Origin of the sequence: Streptomyces sp. NPDC002018 (assembly GCF_042890865.1) — a bacterium.
In the GTDB taxonomy this organism is placed as follows: domain Bacteria; phylum Actinomycetota; class Actinomycetes; order Streptomycetales; family Streptomycetaceae; genus Streptomyces.
The window spans coordinates 722,003-736,078 of record NZ_JBIASO010000001.1 but is presented as its reverse complement, the minus strand read 5'-3'; the positions used below and the strand labels follow the sequence as shown (position 1 = coordinate 736,078).

General features: G+C 70.6%; 12 protein-coding genes and 1 pseudogene. 9 read left to right on the top strand and 4 right to left on the bottom strand.

Going from position 1 to position 14,076, the window contains the following annotated elements; genetic code table 11:
- Position 1: 1 nt before the first annotated feature.
- Positions 2 to 1,294, bottom strand: coding sequence for an LCP family protein (locus ACFYYH_RS03230; RefSeq protein ID WP_388545102.1), 1,293 nt, complete (start codon positions 1,292 to 1,294; stop codon positions 2 to 4).
- A 450-nt stretch (positions 1,295 to 1,744) separates the two neighbouring features.
- On the opposite strand from ACFYYH_RS03230, the gene ACFYYH_RS03225 reads away from it, so the two are divergent.
- Positions 1,745 to 2,326 (top strand): hypothetical protein, encoded by a 582-nt coding sequence (locus ACFYYH_RS03225; protein ID WP_388545101.1) that lies wholly within the window; start codon positions 1,745 to 1,747, stop codon positions 2,324 to 2,326.
- A 45-nt stretch (positions 2,327 to 2,371) separates the two neighbouring features.
- Positions 2,372 to 2,869 carry a hypothetical protein gene (locus tag ACFYYH_RS03220; protein ID WP_388545098.1) on the top strand — a complete coding sequence of 166 codons (498 nt, stop codon included), beginning with the start codon at positions 2,372 to 2,374 and terminating at the stop codon, positions 2,867 to 2,869.
- Between the two features lie 45 nt (positions 2,870 to 2,914).
- Here the strand turns inward: ACFYYH_RS03220 and ACFYYH_RS03215 are convergent, their stop codons facing one another.
- The gene (locus ACFYYH_RS03215) at positions 2,915 to 4,789 is read right to left on the bottom strand and encodes a LamG-like jellyroll fold domain-containing protein (RefSeq protein ID WP_388545095.1); all 1,875 of its coding nucleotides are present in this window, start codon (positions 4,787 to 4,789) and stop codon (positions 2,915 to 2,917) included.
- 246 nt (positions 4,790 to 5,035) lie between these two features.
- Here ACFYYH_RS03215 and ACFYYH_RS03210 point away from each other — a divergent pair.
- The 3 genes and pseudogenes from ACFYYH_RS03210 to ACFYYH_RS03200 form a co-directional block, all read left to right on the top strand.
- A pseudogene (locus ACFYYH_RS03210) lies at positions 5,036 to 5,305 on the top strand (carboxymuconolactone decarboxylase family protein); the annotation flags it as partial.
- A gap of 504 nt (positions 5,306 to 5,809) precedes the next feature.
- Positions 5,810 to 7,687: an N-acetylmuramoyl-L-alanine amidase gene (locus ACFYYH_RS03205; protein ID WP_388545094.1), complete on the top strand. Its 1,878-nt coding sequence runs from the start codon at positions 5,810 to 5,812 to the stop codon at positions 7,685 to 7,687.
- 183 nt (positions 7,688 to 7,870) lie between these two features.
- A complete protein-coding gene (locus tag ACFYYH_RS03200) occupies positions 7,871 to 8,302 on the top strand; it encodes a cupin domain-containing protein (protein ID WP_388545091.1) in 432 nt (143 codons plus the stop codon).
- A 91-nt stretch (positions 8,303 to 8,393) separates the two neighbouring features.
- Here the strand turns inward: ACFYYH_RS03200 and ACFYYH_RS03195 are convergent, their stop codons facing one another.
- Together ACFYYH_RS03195 and ACFYYH_RS03190 are read right to left on the bottom strand one after the other, a co-directional pair.
- The gene (locus ACFYYH_RS03195; RefSeq protein WP_388545090.1) at positions 8,394 to 9,257 is read right to left on the bottom strand and encodes a helix-turn-helix domain-containing protein; all 864 of its coding nucleotides are present in this window, start codon (positions 9,255 to 9,257) and stop codon (positions 8,394 to 8,396) included.
- Between the two features lie 149 nt (positions 9,258 to 9,406).
- Positions 9,407 to 10,357 carry a GlxA family transcriptional regulator gene (locus tag ACFYYH_RS03190; RefSeq protein ID WP_388545089.1) on the bottom strand — a complete coding sequence of 317 codons (951 nt, stop codon included), beginning with the start codon at positions 10,355 to 10,357 and terminating at the stop codon, positions 9,407 to 9,409.
- A gap of 212 nt (positions 10,358 to 10,569) precedes the next feature.
- Between ACFYYH_RS03190 and ACFYYH_RS03185 the strand changes: the two genes are divergently transcribed.
- The 4 genes from ACFYYH_RS03185 to ACFYYH_RS03170 all read left to right on the top strand — a co-directional run bounded on the left by ACFYYH_RS03185 (position 10,570) and on the right by ACFYYH_RS03170 (position 14,031).
- On the top strand, positions 10,570 to 11,376 hold the full coding sequence (locus tag ACFYYH_RS03185) for a DJ-1/PfpI family protein (protein WP_388545087.1): 807 nt from the start codon (positions 10,570 to 10,572) through the stop codon (positions 11,374 to 11,376).
- Positions 11,377 to 11,526: 150 nt separating this feature from the next.
- Positions 11,527 to 11,841, top strand: a complete 315-nt coding sequence (locus tag ACFYYH_RS03180) for a hypothetical protein (protein ID WP_388545086.1) — start codon at positions 11,527 to 11,529, stop codon at positions 11,839 to 11,841.
- A gap of 15 nt (positions 11,842 to 11,856) precedes the next feature.
- Positions 11,857 to 12,459 carry a protease gene (locus tag ACFYYH_RS03175; RefSeq protein WP_388545084.1) on the top strand — a complete coding sequence of 201 codons (603 nt, stop codon included), beginning with the start codon at positions 11,857 to 11,859 and terminating at the stop codon, positions 12,457 to 12,459.
- 363 nt (positions 12,460 to 12,822) lie between these two features.
- Positions 12,823 to 14,031 (top strand): S8 family peptidase, encoded by a 1,209-nt coding sequence (locus ACFYYH_RS03170; protein WP_388545082.1) that lies wholly within the window; start codon positions 12,823 to 12,825, stop codon positions 14,029 to 14,031.
- Positions 14,032 to 14,076: the final 45 nt, after the last annotated feature.

Here is a 14,076-nt window from a genome sequence, read left to right as displayed (position 1 = left end):
CTCACCCCGTGACCTCGGGCAGGTCGGGACCGATGGTCAGGGTCACCGTGCCCGGTGCGGCCTGGGCCGACTGGACGGGGACGAGCCCCGGGAGCCGCGCGGCCACCGCCCTGGCCCGGTCCGCGAGGCCCTCGGGGTAGACGAGCGTGGTGCGGCCGGCCGGCGCGGGCGCGTTGCCCGTGCGGCTGATCCGGAAGCCGAGCGCGCCGAGCCGGTCGGCCGTCTCCCGGGCCTTGCCCGTCACGCCCGTGCCGTTGAGGACGGTCACCGCCACGGTGGCCGCCGCGGGGGGCAGTTGACGGGCCGCCTGCGCCAGCCGGGCCTCGGTGATCTCCCGGTCGAGGGTGAGCGCGGTGAACAGCCGCTCGGCGGCGGGCCCGTTCCAGACGACATTGGCCTTGTCACTGGGAACGTCACGTTCCCGTGGGTAGTTGGGCACGGTCAGGAAGGAGATCCGTTCGGTGGGCAGGCGCTGGATACCGGAGGCCAGCTCGAAGAGGGGCTTGAGCCCGGCCAGTTCGGGATCGGTGGTCAGTGACCCGGTGGCCGAGTCGAGGAACCCGTACAGCGCGCGGGGATGGTAGAGCTTGGCCTTGGCCCGGGTGGCGAGGGCCCGCATGAACTCCTGCTGCCGGCCGATCCGGCCGATGTCCGTGCCGTCGCCGAGGCTGTAGCGGGCCCGTACATAGCCGAGGGCCTGGCCGTCCTTCACCGTCTGGCATCCCGACTCGAGATCGAGATGGGCCCTGCTGTCGTGGATGGGCCGCTCGGGACAGATCTCCACTCCCCCGAGCGCGTTGACCATGCCGGTGAATCCCCGGAAGTCCACGACGAGGAAGTGGTCGACACGGACACGGGTGTTCTGCTCGACGGTCTTGATCGCACAGGCCGCGGCCTTGCCGGTGTCCCCTCCGGAACCGCCGATCGCGAACGCCTCGTTGATTTTGAAGTCATGGGGTACGGAGAAGGTGCCGTCGCCCTGCTCGCAGGCGGGGATCCGGACCCAGGAGTCGCGGGGGAAGGAGACCACGGTGGCCCACTTCCCGCTGCCGCCGACATGGAGCAGCAGCAGGGTGTCGGACTGCATGGTGGCCAGCCCCCGGCCGTAGGTGCCCCCCGTGCCTTTACGGCTGTCGGAGCCGATGACCAGGATGTTCTGCCCGCCCTGGGTGGCCCTGGGCCGGTTGTCGCCGATCGCGTCGTCCACCCCCGCGCCCTGGATGTTGCCGCTGAGCCGGTTGTACAGCCAGCCGCCCGCCCCGGATGTGCCCAGCACCAGGAGCGCCGCGGCCACGGCGATCCAGCGTCCGATCCGCAGGCGCGTGGACCGCGGGCGCGGGCGTCCCCCACTCCGCGCGGGCCGGTTCCCCGGGCCCGTCTGTACTGCTTTCACGACGTCAAGCTCCTTACTGCGGCCCGGTCATGGAACGGATCGTACGGGGAGGGACGTGCCCGATGTGCCGGATGTGTCGGACAATCATTCAGGCGAGAACGAGGACCGGCCCCGGGTCGAACACGGCTCGGAATCCCGCCGGCCCCCAGGAAGCGCGGGGAGTGGCCCGGCACCGGGAGCGTCGCGGCCGGACACGGCGTACGGGGGCGCCGGGTGGGGCGCCGGGCGGGGGGTACGTCGGACGGCCCTGTCCGGTGGCCCCCTCCCGGGCGGTGCCGTGTAGTGGAGGGTGCGGCCCCGACCGGGCGGTCGGTGTACCGCCCGAGGGACGGCCGGATCGGAGGAGCCTCGATGGGGAGCACGTCCAGCGCGGCCGGTGCCATGGCCGTGGCCCTGCTCTGCGTCGCGGCGCTCACCGGCTGCTCCGGCGGAGGAGGAGAAGCACCGGCGGCGCCGTCCGAGGCTCCCGACAGACCGGCGGCGGACGCGCCCTCCGCCTCGGCCCCGGCGAGCGCTTCGAGCCCTTCCGGACCCGGGGCGGACAGGGACGAGGTCGCGGCGCGCTCCACCGCGCTCGGAAGGATCCTGGTCGACGGCGCGGGCCGGACCCTCTATCTCTTCGAGGGGGACAGGAGGAACACCTCCACCTGCACGGGGTCCTGTACGAAGATCTGGAGTCCCCTGACGGTGGTGACCCGGGCGACCGCGGGCGGCGGCGGGGTCGAGAAGAGACTGCTGGCCACCACCGCGCGGGAGGACGGCGCCCGGCAGGCCACGTACAACGGGCATCCCCTGTACACGTTCGAGGACGACCACAAGCCCGGTGACACCAACGGCCAGGGCGACATCTCCTTCCACCACCGGTGGTACGTCGTCGACACCGCGGGCAACAGGAACACCACCCCGCAGCAGGACACCGGCGGTCTCTACTGACCCCCGCCTCCGAACCCCCTGGCCACCGGTGAGACAGGAGAAGCGATGTCATCAGGCACGTCCGTCGTACCGCCGCACCGCGGACGGAAGCTCCGTGTACTGCGGGGAGCGGCACGGCTGCTGGCCGCCGTCGCGCTGGCCGTGGTCGCCTATGTCCACGCCGATCTCGCCCCCAGCTACGACCTCGTCTCGGAGGACATCAGCCAGGGCACGCTCTTCCGTGTCGAGGCCGGTCTGGCCGCGCTGGCCGCGCTGCTCGTCCTGGTGTGGCACCGGCTGATCAGCGATCTCTTCGCCTGGTGCGTCGCCGCCGGAGGTCTGGCGCTGCTCTTCGTGTACCGGTACGTCGACGTCGGCGCCCTCGGGCCGGTCCCGAACATGTACGAGCCGAACTGGTACGGCAGGAAGCTCGTCGCGGTCGTCGCCCAGGCACTCGCCGTCCTCGCCACGGTCTTCCTGCTGCTCACCCACCGCTGGCGGCGCGGCCGGGGCGTCCACGCGGGTCTGGGCAACCGCAGACGCCGCCGCGGCGAGGTGTCCTGAGCGGACCCCCGCCCACGGCGGCACGCGCGGCGCGGCGCGGCGCGGTCACGCGAACGGTGTGAGGAACTCCTTGGGCCTCAGTGCCCGGTCCACGATGCGGGTGTCGCCGACCCATCCGTAGAAGCCCTGCCCGAACTGCTCGTCGAACTGGGTCCCGCCGATGACGAAGGGCTTGCCGAGCGTCGCGATACCGGTCGACTCCTGCGTGGGATTACGGGCGATCTTCGAGCCGTCGACGTACATCACCGTACGGTGGCCGTCGTTGACGACGGCGATATGGGTCCACCGTCCGACCGGCAGGGCGTGGCTCCATGAGGTGGGGTCGGCGTCCTGGCGGTGCGCGTAGACGACGAACTGGAGGAACCGCTCCGGGGAGACATTGAGACTGCAGGTGGGCTCGTCGGGCGACCAGCCGGTGGTCTTGCCCGCCTCGCTGTTGCGCCCCTCCCAGCTCAGGATGCCCATCCAGGCGTGATCGCCCTCGAAGGGCTCGGGCAGCTTGATGAAGGTCTCGATGGTGTACCCGGAGGTGAACTTCGCGCTGTTCAGCGGGGCGTGGGCGGAGGTGGTGAGGAGGGCGCCGCGGTCGGGGGACTTTCCGCCGTCGAACCGCAGGCTCGCGTGGGCCGGCTGGCCCTCGTGGTGCTCGTTCGACCAGGTGAGCGCGTCGGCGCCGCTGGAGTGCAGTCGGCTCACGGTCAGGTCGTTGCCGTTGCCGGTCAGATCGCGCGCGACCCTTCCGTCCGCCACGGGCGCGCCCGCCGTCCCCGCGCCCCCGAGGCCGGAGGAGTCGAAGCGCCAGTACGCGACGGTGCCGCGCGGCATCACGGCGGAGGCCGGGCGGGCCGGGGGCGGTACGACCGGGGCGAAGCCCGCGAACCGGGTGTCGAAGTCGATGTCCAGACCGAACCGGTCGGTGGGGCCGGTCAGTTCGATCGTCTCGGCCTCCAGCGGTGTCCGCTTCTCCGGATTGCGCGCGAGGAACCAGGGCGAGAACGTCTCGACGTCGATGACACCGCGTGCGAGGTCGAAGCCGTACAGCCGGATCATCCCGGCCCCGCCGTAGTAGCGGTCCTGGTAGTTGGTGATGTGGACATGGACGTCGTGGCCCGCGTCATTGGTCAGCACGGTGCGGCCGGGCGGCCAGTAGTGACCGCCGAGCGCCAGGAAGATCTGGTCGTTGCCACGGATGAGGCCGTCCCACAGCCGCTGTCCGTTGTCCGAGAGCTGGGCCCTGCCGTCGTCGTCGGACCAGGCGATGTCATGGGTGGTGAGAAGGGCCGGCAGTGTGGCATGGCGGTCGAGCACCGAGCGCGCCCAGTCCAGCCCCGCGTCGGACACCCGCCAGTCCAGGGCGAGGACCAGCCACTCGCGTCCCGCGGCGTTCAGTATGTGGTAGCTGTTGTAGCCGTCGCGCGAGGAACCGCGGAAGGTCGGCATGGACGCGTAGCGCGCCGGTCCGAAGGCCTGGAGGTAGGCGGAGTCACCCCGCTGGTCGTCGGTCGAGGAGTTGATGTCGTGGTTGCCCGCGAGCACGCTGTAGGGCACCTTGCCGTGGAGGGTGCGGAAGGTGTCGGCGGCCAGCTCGATCTCCTCACCGGTGCCGTGCTCCGTGACATCGCCGAGATGCGTCATGAACGCGATATTGGCCTCCTTCCGCTCGGACACGAGGTAGTGGAAGGTCTCGCGCAGCGGCGCCGGGTCGGAGCTGTCGGCGTCGAAGAGGTACTGGGTGTCGGGAAGGACGGCCACCGTGAACCGGGCCGCGGCGGAGTCGAAGCGCCCGTCGTCGCCGCTCGTCGCGGCCCACGCCGGGGAGGCGTCGAGCAGCGTCGCCGCGGCTCCCGCCGCCGGAACGGCGAGGGCCGCCTGGAGCAGCGTCCGTCTCGCCGGCTTGCCATGGTTGTCTGTTGTGCCCATGTCGAACTCCCTGCGCTGTACATCCGTGTCAGCCGCACTGTTCTGATCAGCCATGGCGCTGCGATGGCGGACAACTGAACGACGTCTGCCCGTTCGCGGTACGTATGGGCCGGTCCGGGGGCGAGAAGGGGATGCGCGAGAAGGTGATGCGGCAGGTGAGACGCACCTCACACCCGGCTTCCTGTCACACTTCACCGGGCTCTCCCGGTCAGTAGTGTGTATCCGCAACATGGCTAGGAGACCAGCATGGAATCGCGCCTCGACTACTTCGGCAACCCCCTCGCCGCGAAGGTGCTGAAGCACATTAACTCGGCCGGCAAAGTGGTGTCGGACTCGACGCTACCGGCCGTGATCCAGGAACTGGTGAAGATCCGGGCAAGCCAGATCAACGGCTGCGGCTTCTGCACCGACATGCACACCAAGGAAGCCACCCTGGCGGGAGAGACCCCACAGCGCCTCAACCTGGTGGCGGTCTGGCGGGAGGCCACGGTGTTCACCGACGCCGAGCGCGCCGCGGGACATTCCCGCCCCCCGGCGCCTGCCTGTCACAAAGCGAGCCGCTGCCCTGTCTCTTCCGGTGCACAGCATTCATTCGGTACCGGTGAGCAGCTCGTCGCGGGATGCGCGCCGCGAAAACCGCCGGGCAATTACCCGAAGGGGCGCCGGCCGGAAACCACGCCCCTTCCGAACAAGGCTGATGCGCATCCCACTTGCCGTTTCACGGTTTCGTTTCCCTGTGAATGTTGTGTGCGGCACGGTATGCCCCCGCAGGGTCTTTCCCCTGTTCAGCGCCGCGAGTTGAGCCGTACAGCCCCTCAGGGACGGGGATGTGTCCGTACAAGCCGAACGGCGCTTCCTATCATGTACAGTCCAATGCTGGTATTCCACAGCAGGCTCTGGCGCCCGGTTCGCCCCTGTCGATGCCACGGCGCGTTTCATGACTGCTCAGAGCCCGTCACCATCATGTGAAAGCAAGGTATCGCAGTGCACAAGCGCAAGCCGCGACGGCGGCTGTCACTCATGATCACAGCGGGTGCGCTGGCGGCAGCGAGCGTGACGGCCGTTCCGGTGCCCGCCCAGGCCTCCGGACCGGACGGGCGGACCACCGGCCGCCAGCAGGCGTTCGAGCAGGCCGCGGCCGAGTACGACGTTCCCCTGCCCGTCCTTCTCGGCGTGGCTTACCACCAGTCGGCCTGGGAAGCGCATCCCGGTGAACACAGCGTCAGCGGCGGCTACGGCCCGATGCATCTGACCGACGTGACGCCCGAGATGATGGCCGGGGGCGACGCGGGAGCGGCCGGCCGCGGGGATGTGAAGGAGATGGCCGCCGATCCCTCCCTGCACACCCTCCGGACGGCGGCGGAGCTGACCGGACTGCCCGCCGAGAAGCTGCGCGAGAACGAGGTCGCCAACATTCGCGGCGGTGCCGCTCTGCTGGCCTCGTACGCGAAGGCCACGACCGGGCGCACACCGCTGGACCCGGGCCAGTGGTACGCGGCGGTGGCCCGCTACAGCGGCTCCACGCAGGAGCGCGGGGCGAAGGCGTTCGCCGACCGTGTCTTCGCGACGGTCAAGAAGGGTGTCGGCGAGACGACCCGGGACGGGCAGCGTGTCCGGCTGAACGCCGTCGCGGATGTCCGGCCGGACACGGGCCAGTTGGCCGGGCTCCGTCTGAAAGCGACGGCCGCCGCGGAGACCGAGTGCCCGCCGACGCTCGACTGCGCCTTCATTCCCGCCGCTCCCGCCAACGGTCAGGTGTCCGCCCGGCCCGCCAACGGCATCCGGATCGATTCCATCGTCATCCATGACACCGAGTCGTCCTACGAGTCGGCCATCAGCACCTTCCAGACGCCCGGCGGCGGTTCGGCACACTATGTGATCCGCTCGTCCGACGGCGCCGTGACCCAGATGGTGCCCACCAAGGACCTCTCCTTCCACGCGGGCAACTACTCGAGCAACATGCATTCGATCGGTGTCGAGCACGAGGGCTTCGCCGCCTCCGGGGGCACCTGGTACACCCAGATCCAGTACGAGACCAGCGCGGAACTCGTCACGTATCTGGCGGACCGCTTCGGCATTCCGCTGGACCGGCAGCACATCGTCGGGCACGACAACGTCCCCGGGCCGAACTCCTCGCTCGTCTCCGGCATGCACTGGGACCCGGGCCCGTCCTGGGACTGGGAGCGCTACATGCGTCTCCTCGACGCTCCCGTGGACGGCTCTCACGGCGTCGCGCCGATCGGCTCGCCGGTCACCATCACCCCCGGGTTCGCCCAGAACCAGCAGACGGTGCAGGTCTGCCCGTCCGACGACCCGACGGGTGCCACGCCCGAATGCGCCGAACGGCGCCAGGCGTCGAACTTCGTCCACCTGCGCACGGCACCCAGCGACACCGCCCCGCTCTTCGGTGACCAGGCCATTCACCCGGACGGTATCGGCACCAACCGGGTCAACGACTGGGGCAGCACCGCGCAGGCGGGGCAGCAGTTCGTCGTCGCGGACCGCCAGGGCGACTGGACAGCCATCTGGTACAGCGGCACCAAGGTGTGGTTCCACAATCCGGACGGACGCAACACGACCCCCGCCCACGGTGTGACGGTGGTCAAGGCCGCCGGGGCCTCGCCCGCGGCGGTGTACGGCAGCACCTACCCGGACGCGGCCGAGTATCCCGCGGGGCTTTCGCCCTCCACCCAGGCTCCGTTGAGCTTCTACACCGTCCCCGCCGGCCAGGCGTACGTCGCGACCGGCGAGGCCGAGGCCACCGACGACTACTTCCCCTCCAGCGGCAGCGTCGTGACCGGCGGCAAGAAGATGTACACCGTTCAGTACAACCACCGGGTCGGGCTGGTGTACGAGTCCGACGTGGTGACGGCGCCCGACGTGGTGACGGCGCCCTGACCGTCCGATCGCGGACGCCCGGCAGGCAAGGGCCGATGAGCGACCGTCCGGATGCGGATCGGTCGCCATCGGTCCTTCCCCGTCCTCCCCACGGACACACGGCACACGTGGTGTGTCCGCCCTGATGCCGACCGCCTGGGTCCGGCCCGGTCAGCACCGCACTCATGACGAGAGGGAACACATATGCGCACTCTGTCCCGAATAGGAATCGTTGGCTCTCTGCTCACCGGTCTGTCCCTTCCGGGGGTCGCGCACGCCACCCCGGGCGGTCCCGGTGTGACCGGCAAGGTCATCGCCCGCTCCACCGTCGGCGGGTACGACTACATCGTGCGGGAGGTCACCATTCCGCCGGGCCAGGCGACCGGCTGGCACTTCCACGACGGCACTCTGTACGCGTACGTCAAGCAGGGGACCCTCAGCCACTTCGATTCCACGTGCGGGTCCGACGGGGTGTACCCGAGGGGCGCTTTCCTGAGGGAGCCCTCCGGTGCCGACCGTGTGCACATCGGCCAGAACCTCGGCGCCTCGGACGTCGTCCTGGAGATTCTCTACGTCCTGCCGCACGACGCGCCCTTCTCCCGCGACGCCCCCAACCCGGGCTGCGACTTCGAGTAGTGCCTCAGACCGTGTCCGGGCCGTGCCGGTGCGCGGTGCCCACGGTGGCGTCGGCGTAGCGGCGGGCCGGACGCGCGAAGGCGTCCTCCGGTCAGAACTTCTCGCGGAGAACGGTGAGGAGTTCCTTGGTGCGGCTCGCGGGCTCCGCGTGGGCCACCATCCGGTCCATCGCCTCCATGTGCTCGGCGACCTCGCCCGCCTCGTCGAGGTAGAGCGCACCGGTCAGATACTCGATGTAGACCATGTCGGGCACTTCGGGGACGTCGAAGCGGAACAGGACGAACGGGCTGTAGGTCCCGGGGTGGTGTCCCGCGCCCAACTCGGCTATCTGAAGAGTGATGTTGGGCTGCTCGGTCGCTTCGATCAGACGGTCGATCTGCGCCCGCATCACGGCCGCGGAGCCGACGGGTCTGCGCAGGACCGTCTCGTCCAGGACGGCCCAGTAGGCCGGGGCGTCGGAGCGGGTGAGCAGCGCCTGGCGCCGGCACCGCAGGGAGACATGGCGCTCGATCCGCTCGGAGTCCGCCGTCCGGCCCAGCGCGCCGGTGGTCAGGACCTGGCGGGCGTAATCCTCGGTCTGGAGCAGCCCGGGGACGAAGTGCGGCTCGTAGACCCGGATCGTCGTGGCGGCCTCTTCGAGGCTGACGTATCCGCTGAACCACTCGGGGAGCACATCGTGGAAACGCTGCCACCAGCCCGGCTCGGTCGCCTCCTCGGCCAGCCGCAGGAACATCCCGGCCTCCGCCTCGGACACCCCGTACGCGGGCAGCAGGATCTGCACATACGGGATCTTGAGCCCGACCTCGGCCGTCTCCATCCGCCGGATGGTGGCCGCGGTGATCCGCAGCAGCTTGCCGGCCTGCTCCCTGCTCAGCCCCGCCTTTTCGCGCAGGGCACGCAACTGCCTACTGAGAACGAGCTGCCCGATCGTCGGGGCAGACCGCGGTTCGCTCATGTCCCACCCCCGAGCAACACCACCGTTTTCGGGCAGTCTGCCACAGCAACTGGTATGTGGGGATGGCATGTTGATCGCGAAACGCACACTATTCACGGCCGCTTACGGACGGGGCGCGCGCTCGGGGCGGGGACGCGCCGGGGCCGCGGTCACCGGACGGAGCCGCGGAAGGCGCGCCGATAGGTGTGCGGGCTGGTGCCGACGACGCGCTTGAAGCGTTCCCGGAAGGCCGTGGGCGAGCCGAATCCCGCCTGGGAGGCGATGCGGTCGACGGAGTGGGTGGTGGTCTCCAGGAGGTACTGGGCGCGGCGGATCCGGGCCCGGTGGAGCCATCGCAGCGGTGTGGTTCCGGTCTGTTCGCGAAAGCGCCGGCTGAGGGTACGGCTGCTCATCCTGGCCCGCGCGGCGATGTCATCGAGGGTCAGGTCCCGGTCGGCGTTCTCGTCCAGCCACCGCAGGAGCGGCTCCATGGTGGAGCCGGCCGGGGTGGGCGGCTGGGCGTGGACGATGAACTGCGCCTGGCCGCCCTCGCGTTCGAGGGGCATGACCGACAGCCTGGCCGTGTCGGCGGCGACGGCGGAGCCATGGTCCTTGCGGACCATGTGCAGACAGAGATCGAGTCCGGCGGCGGCCCCGGCCGAGGTGAGGAACTGTCCGTTGTCGACGTAGAGCACATCGGGATCGACGGTGATCTCCGGATGGAGGGCGGCGAGACGGGCGGCCGCGACCCAGTGGGTGGTGGCGCGCAGCCCGTCGAGGAGGCCGGTGGCGGCGAGCACGAAGGCACCGCTGCAGATGGAGGCGACGCGGGTGCCGTTCGCGGCGGCCGCACGCAAGGCGTCGAGCACGGCCGCGGGAGGCGGCCCGGCGTACTCCGAGGTGCCCGGGACGATGATCGTGTCCGCCTCGCGCAGCCGGTCGAGCCCGTACGGGACGCGCAGGACGAACAGACCGGTGTCGACCTCCTCGGTGGCGCCGCAGATCAGGAGGCGGTAGGCGGCGCGCCCGTCCGGCAGACGGGTGCGGGAGAACACCTCGATCGGTGTGGACAGGTCGAAGGAGACGACCTGGTCGAGCGCGAGTACGGCCACCGTGTGCATGGCGAGATGCTAGGCCAGGAACGGGTTACCGCCAAGGGCGGCCTACCAGGGACGATGCCGGGGCAGGTCCGAGGTGAGGTGGTGCGCTGCGGCCTGGCGAGAATCCGTTGGAAGCTGGCACTCGGGCCACTACTGGGCCGCGGGCCTCCCGCCTAGCGTCGAGGACGGCTCCCGCGCCGGGAGCCCCACGACTCCGGGAGAGTGACGACCGCATGCTGGTGCAATGCGTACTGTTCGACGGCTTCGATCCACTGGATGTCCTCGCGCCGTACGAGGTGCTGTACATGGGAGGGGCCGCCGTCGGCGGCGCCCTCACTGTCGAGCTGGTGTCGGCCGAGGGAGCGCGGGAGGTGCCCAGCGGTCTGACGGGGGTGTCCCTGCGGGCCGTGGGGCGTCTGGACCCCCGGCGTGCCGACGTGATCGTCGTACCGGGGGCGGCGAGCCGCGTCCTCGCGGCGGACACCGGAGCGGTCGGGGAGCCGGAACCGGACGCGGTCGGTGCGGCCGGTGAAGCCGGTGCGGCCGCTGCGGCCGGTGCGGCCGGTGAAGCCGGTGCGGCCGCTGCGGCCGGTGCGGCCGCTGCGGCCGGGGAAGCCCGTGAGGGGGCCGGTGAGACCGGCGAGGAGTCGGTTCCGGCGCTCCTCGCCCGTACGCTGCGCACGGATCTGCCCGCACTCCTCAAGGAGGCGCTGGACAAGGACGGGCTGACGGTCGCCACGGTCTGTGGCGGATCCCTCGTCCTGGCCATGGCCGGGCTGATCGAGGGACGGCCCGCGACGACCCATCGTCTCGGTCTGGACGCGCTGGACGCCACCGGAGCCGTCGTGGTCGACGCCCGGGTGGTGGACGACGGCGACCTGATCAGCGCCGCCGGTGTCACCTCCGGTCTGGATCTCGGGCTGCATCTGCTGGACCGCGAGGTGGGACCGCGGGTCGCGCAGGCCGTGGAGCGGCTGTTCGCCCATGAACGCCGTGGCATCGTCTGGCGCCCGGTGGGCCCGGAGCCCGTGGGTCTGTGACCTCCGCGCCGACAGCCGCGCCGGCTTCCTGGGCGGTGTCCGTCTCCCCTCCCGGTCCCGGTTCCCCCGTGCGGCCTCGCCGCCGCCCGCGTCCCCCCCTCACCTCCACCCACCCCCATCCGTCGTCCCACAGCGAGGAGCCACTCCGCCATGTCCGTCGAAGGCCGATGGAGCCTGGTCGTCCGCACCCCGATCGGCACCCAGCGCGCCACCCTGGAGATCGGAAGCCGTGATGGCGTCCTGCACGGGGTCGCCCTCGGCGACGGCGGCCCCGTCGACATGACCGACGTCGTCCTCGACGGCGACCGGCTGACCTGGCGGCAGTCCATCACCGAGCCGATGCGGCTGCGTCTCGTCTTCGACATGACCGTGACGGGCGACGGGATGAGCGGCACGTCGAAGGCCGGCCGTCTGCCCGCCGCCAGGGCCACCGCCCACCGGATCCCGCCCCAGCGGCACGTCTGAGAAAGCACCCCACCTGTGACGAAGTTCCTTCTTGCCGTTCATGTCCTGGCCGCGATCGTCGCGATCGGACCGGTCACCGTGGCCGCCAGCATGTTCCCGCCGACCGTCCGCCGGGCGATGGACTCCCCCGGCGATGCCCAGGCGGTGGCGTGGGTACGGCTGCTGCACCGGATCTGCCGTGTCTACGCCGTCCTCGGCCTGGCCGTACCCGTCTTCGGATTCGCCACCGCGAGCGCGATGGGTGTGCTCGGGGACACCTGGCTGATCGTCTCGATCGCCCTGACCCTCCTGGCGGCCGTCACGCTCGGCGCCCTCGTACTGCCCCGTCAGGAGGCCCTGCTGGTCGGGATCGAGGCGACGGCGACGGCGACCGCTACGGCGACGGCGACGACCGGCCCGGACATCCCGCAGCCGCAGCCGGAGCCGGAGTCGGAGTCGGAGTCGGACTCGGAGTCGGAGTCGGAGTCGGAGTCGGAGTCGTTCAAGAGTGCCGCCACCGGACTGTCCGCTCGCCGGGCGACCGCCCGGCTGGCGATGGTCACCGGGATCTTCAATCTCCTGTGGGCCACCGTCACCGTCCTCATGATCATTCGCCCCGGCTCCACCACGGGGGCCTGACACACCGTCTTTCAGCGCCTCAACACCCCGGTACCGGAACGGACTCCGGTGCCGGGGTGTTCGCGCGACAGGCCCCCGGACCGACCCGGGCGCCACCGGGACCCGCGTCCGCTTCCGTCACCCCATGGGCCAAAAGTCCTTCATGACATGGTTCTTGACGTGCGGTCATTGCCAAGTCATTGCATGGCCATGTCATATCGATGACATGGCTTCAGGCCGTCTTGTCGGCGCACCCCACTCTCCGCAATCGTTCTGGCACGGGCGGCAGCGGCACCACTCGCACCGCCTCACGCATACATCCGTGTGCGTTCCCCCACACTGCGCACGCACCCCCGCGCACCCCGCTGAGGAGGACCCCTCACCATGGCAAGCACGCGTACCACCAGGACGAAGTTCGCGGCTGTGATCACCGCGACAGCGGCGGCCGCGGCTCTCGCGGCGATCTCCGCCCCCGCCCAGGCGGCCCCGGCGGTCGGCACCGTCATCGGCGCCGACGCCAAGGACGCGGTACAGGGCAGCTACATCGTCACCCTGAAGAAGACGGCCGGCCTCAAGTCCGCCTCGGCCGCGGGCCGGAGCGTCGTCTCGGAGTACGGCGGCAAGGTCGAGCGTACGTACACGGCCGCCCTCAACGGCTACGCCGCCAGCCTCTCGCCCGAGCAGGCGCGGAGACTGGCCGCCGACCCCTCGGTGGACAAGGTCTTCCAGAACCGCACGGTGCGCGCGTTCGCCACCCAGACGAACCCGCCGTCGTGGGGCCTGGACCGTATCGACCAGGCGGCGCTGCCGCTGAACCGCCAGTACACGTACCCCGACACGGCGGGTCAGGGCGCCACCGTCTACGTCATCGACACCGGAGTCCGCATCACCCACCAGGACTTCGGCGGGCGGGCCTCCTACGGTTACGACGCCGTGGACGGTGACACCACCGCGCAGGACGGCAACGGACACGGCACGCATGTCGCCGCCACCGCCGCCGGCACCTCGTACGGAGTCGCCAAGAAGGCCAAGATCGTCGCGGTCCGTGTGCTCAACAACGCGGGCTCCGGCACCACGGCCCAGGTCGTCGCGGGCATCGACTGGGTGACCCGGAACCACTCGGGCCCCTCCGTCGCCAACGTGTCCCTGGGCGGCGGCGCCGACCCCGCGCTGGACACCGCGGTGCAGAACTCCATCAACAGCGGGGTGACCTACGCGATCGCCGCCGGTAATTCCGGTGCGAACGCGCAGAACTACTCGCCGGCCCGGGTCGCCGCCGCCATCACCGTGGGCGCGACGACCAGCACCGACGCCCGCGCCAGCTACTCCAACTACGGCACGCGCGTCGACCTGTTCGCGCCGGGCAGCTCCATCACCAGTGCCTGGAACACCTCGGACACGGCGACCAGCACCATCAACGGCACCTCGATGGCCACCCCCCATGTGGCCGGAGCGGTGGCCGTCTACCTCACGGGTCACCCGACCGCGACTCCGGCGCAGGTCTCCACGGCCCTGGTGAACGGCGCCACGTCGAACGTGGTGACCAACCCGGGCACCGGCTCGCCCAACAAGCTCCTGCGCATAGTCCCGTAACGGACCGCCGGAACGGACAGCGGCACAGCACAGCCCGACAGCACA

Excerpts from the sequence above, each read along its gene's own strand:
- ACFYYH_RS03225 (WP_388545101.1), top strand. The coding sequence starts at position 1,745 with ATGGGGAGCACGTCCAGCGCGGCCGGTGCCATGGCCGTGGCCCTGCTC.
- ACFYYH_RS03220 (WP_388545098.1), top strand. The coding sequence starts at position 2,372 with ATGTCATCAGGCACGTCCGTCGTACCGCCGCACCGCGGACGGAAGCTC.
- ACFYYH_RS03215 (WP_388545095.1), bottom strand. The coding sequence starts at position 4,789 with ATGGGCACAACAGACAACCATGGCAAGCCGGCGAGACGGACGCTGCTC.
- ACFYYH_RS03205 (WP_388545094.1), top strand. The coding sequence starts at position 5,810 with ATGATCACAGCGGGTGCGCTGGCGGCAGCGAGCGTGACGGCCGTTCCG.
- ACFYYH_RS03200 (WP_388545091.1), top strand. The coding sequence starts at position 7,871 with ATGCGCACTCTGTCCCGAATAGGAATCGTTGGCTCTCTGCTCACCGGT.
- ACFYYH_RS03195 (WP_388545090.1), bottom strand. The coding sequence starts at position 9,257 with ATGAGCGAACCGCGGTCTGCCCCGACGATCGGGCAGCTCGTTCTCAGT.
- ACFYYH_RS03190 (WP_388545089.1), bottom strand. The coding sequence starts at position 10,357 with ATGCACACGGTGGCCGTACTCGCGCTCGACCAGGTCGTCTCCTTCGAC.
- ACFYYH_RS03185 (WP_388545087.1), top strand. The coding sequence starts at position 10,570 with ATGCTGGTGCAATGCGTACTGTTCGACGGCTTCGATCCACTGGATGTC.
- ACFYYH_RS03180 (WP_388545086.1), top strand. The coding sequence starts at position 11,527 with ATGTCCGTCGAAGGCCGATGGAGCCTGGTCGTCCGCACCCCGATCGGC.
- ACFYYH_RS03170 (WP_388545082.1), top strand. The coding sequence starts at position 12,823 with ATGGCAAGCACGCGTACCACCAGGACGAAGTTCGCGGCTGTGATCACC.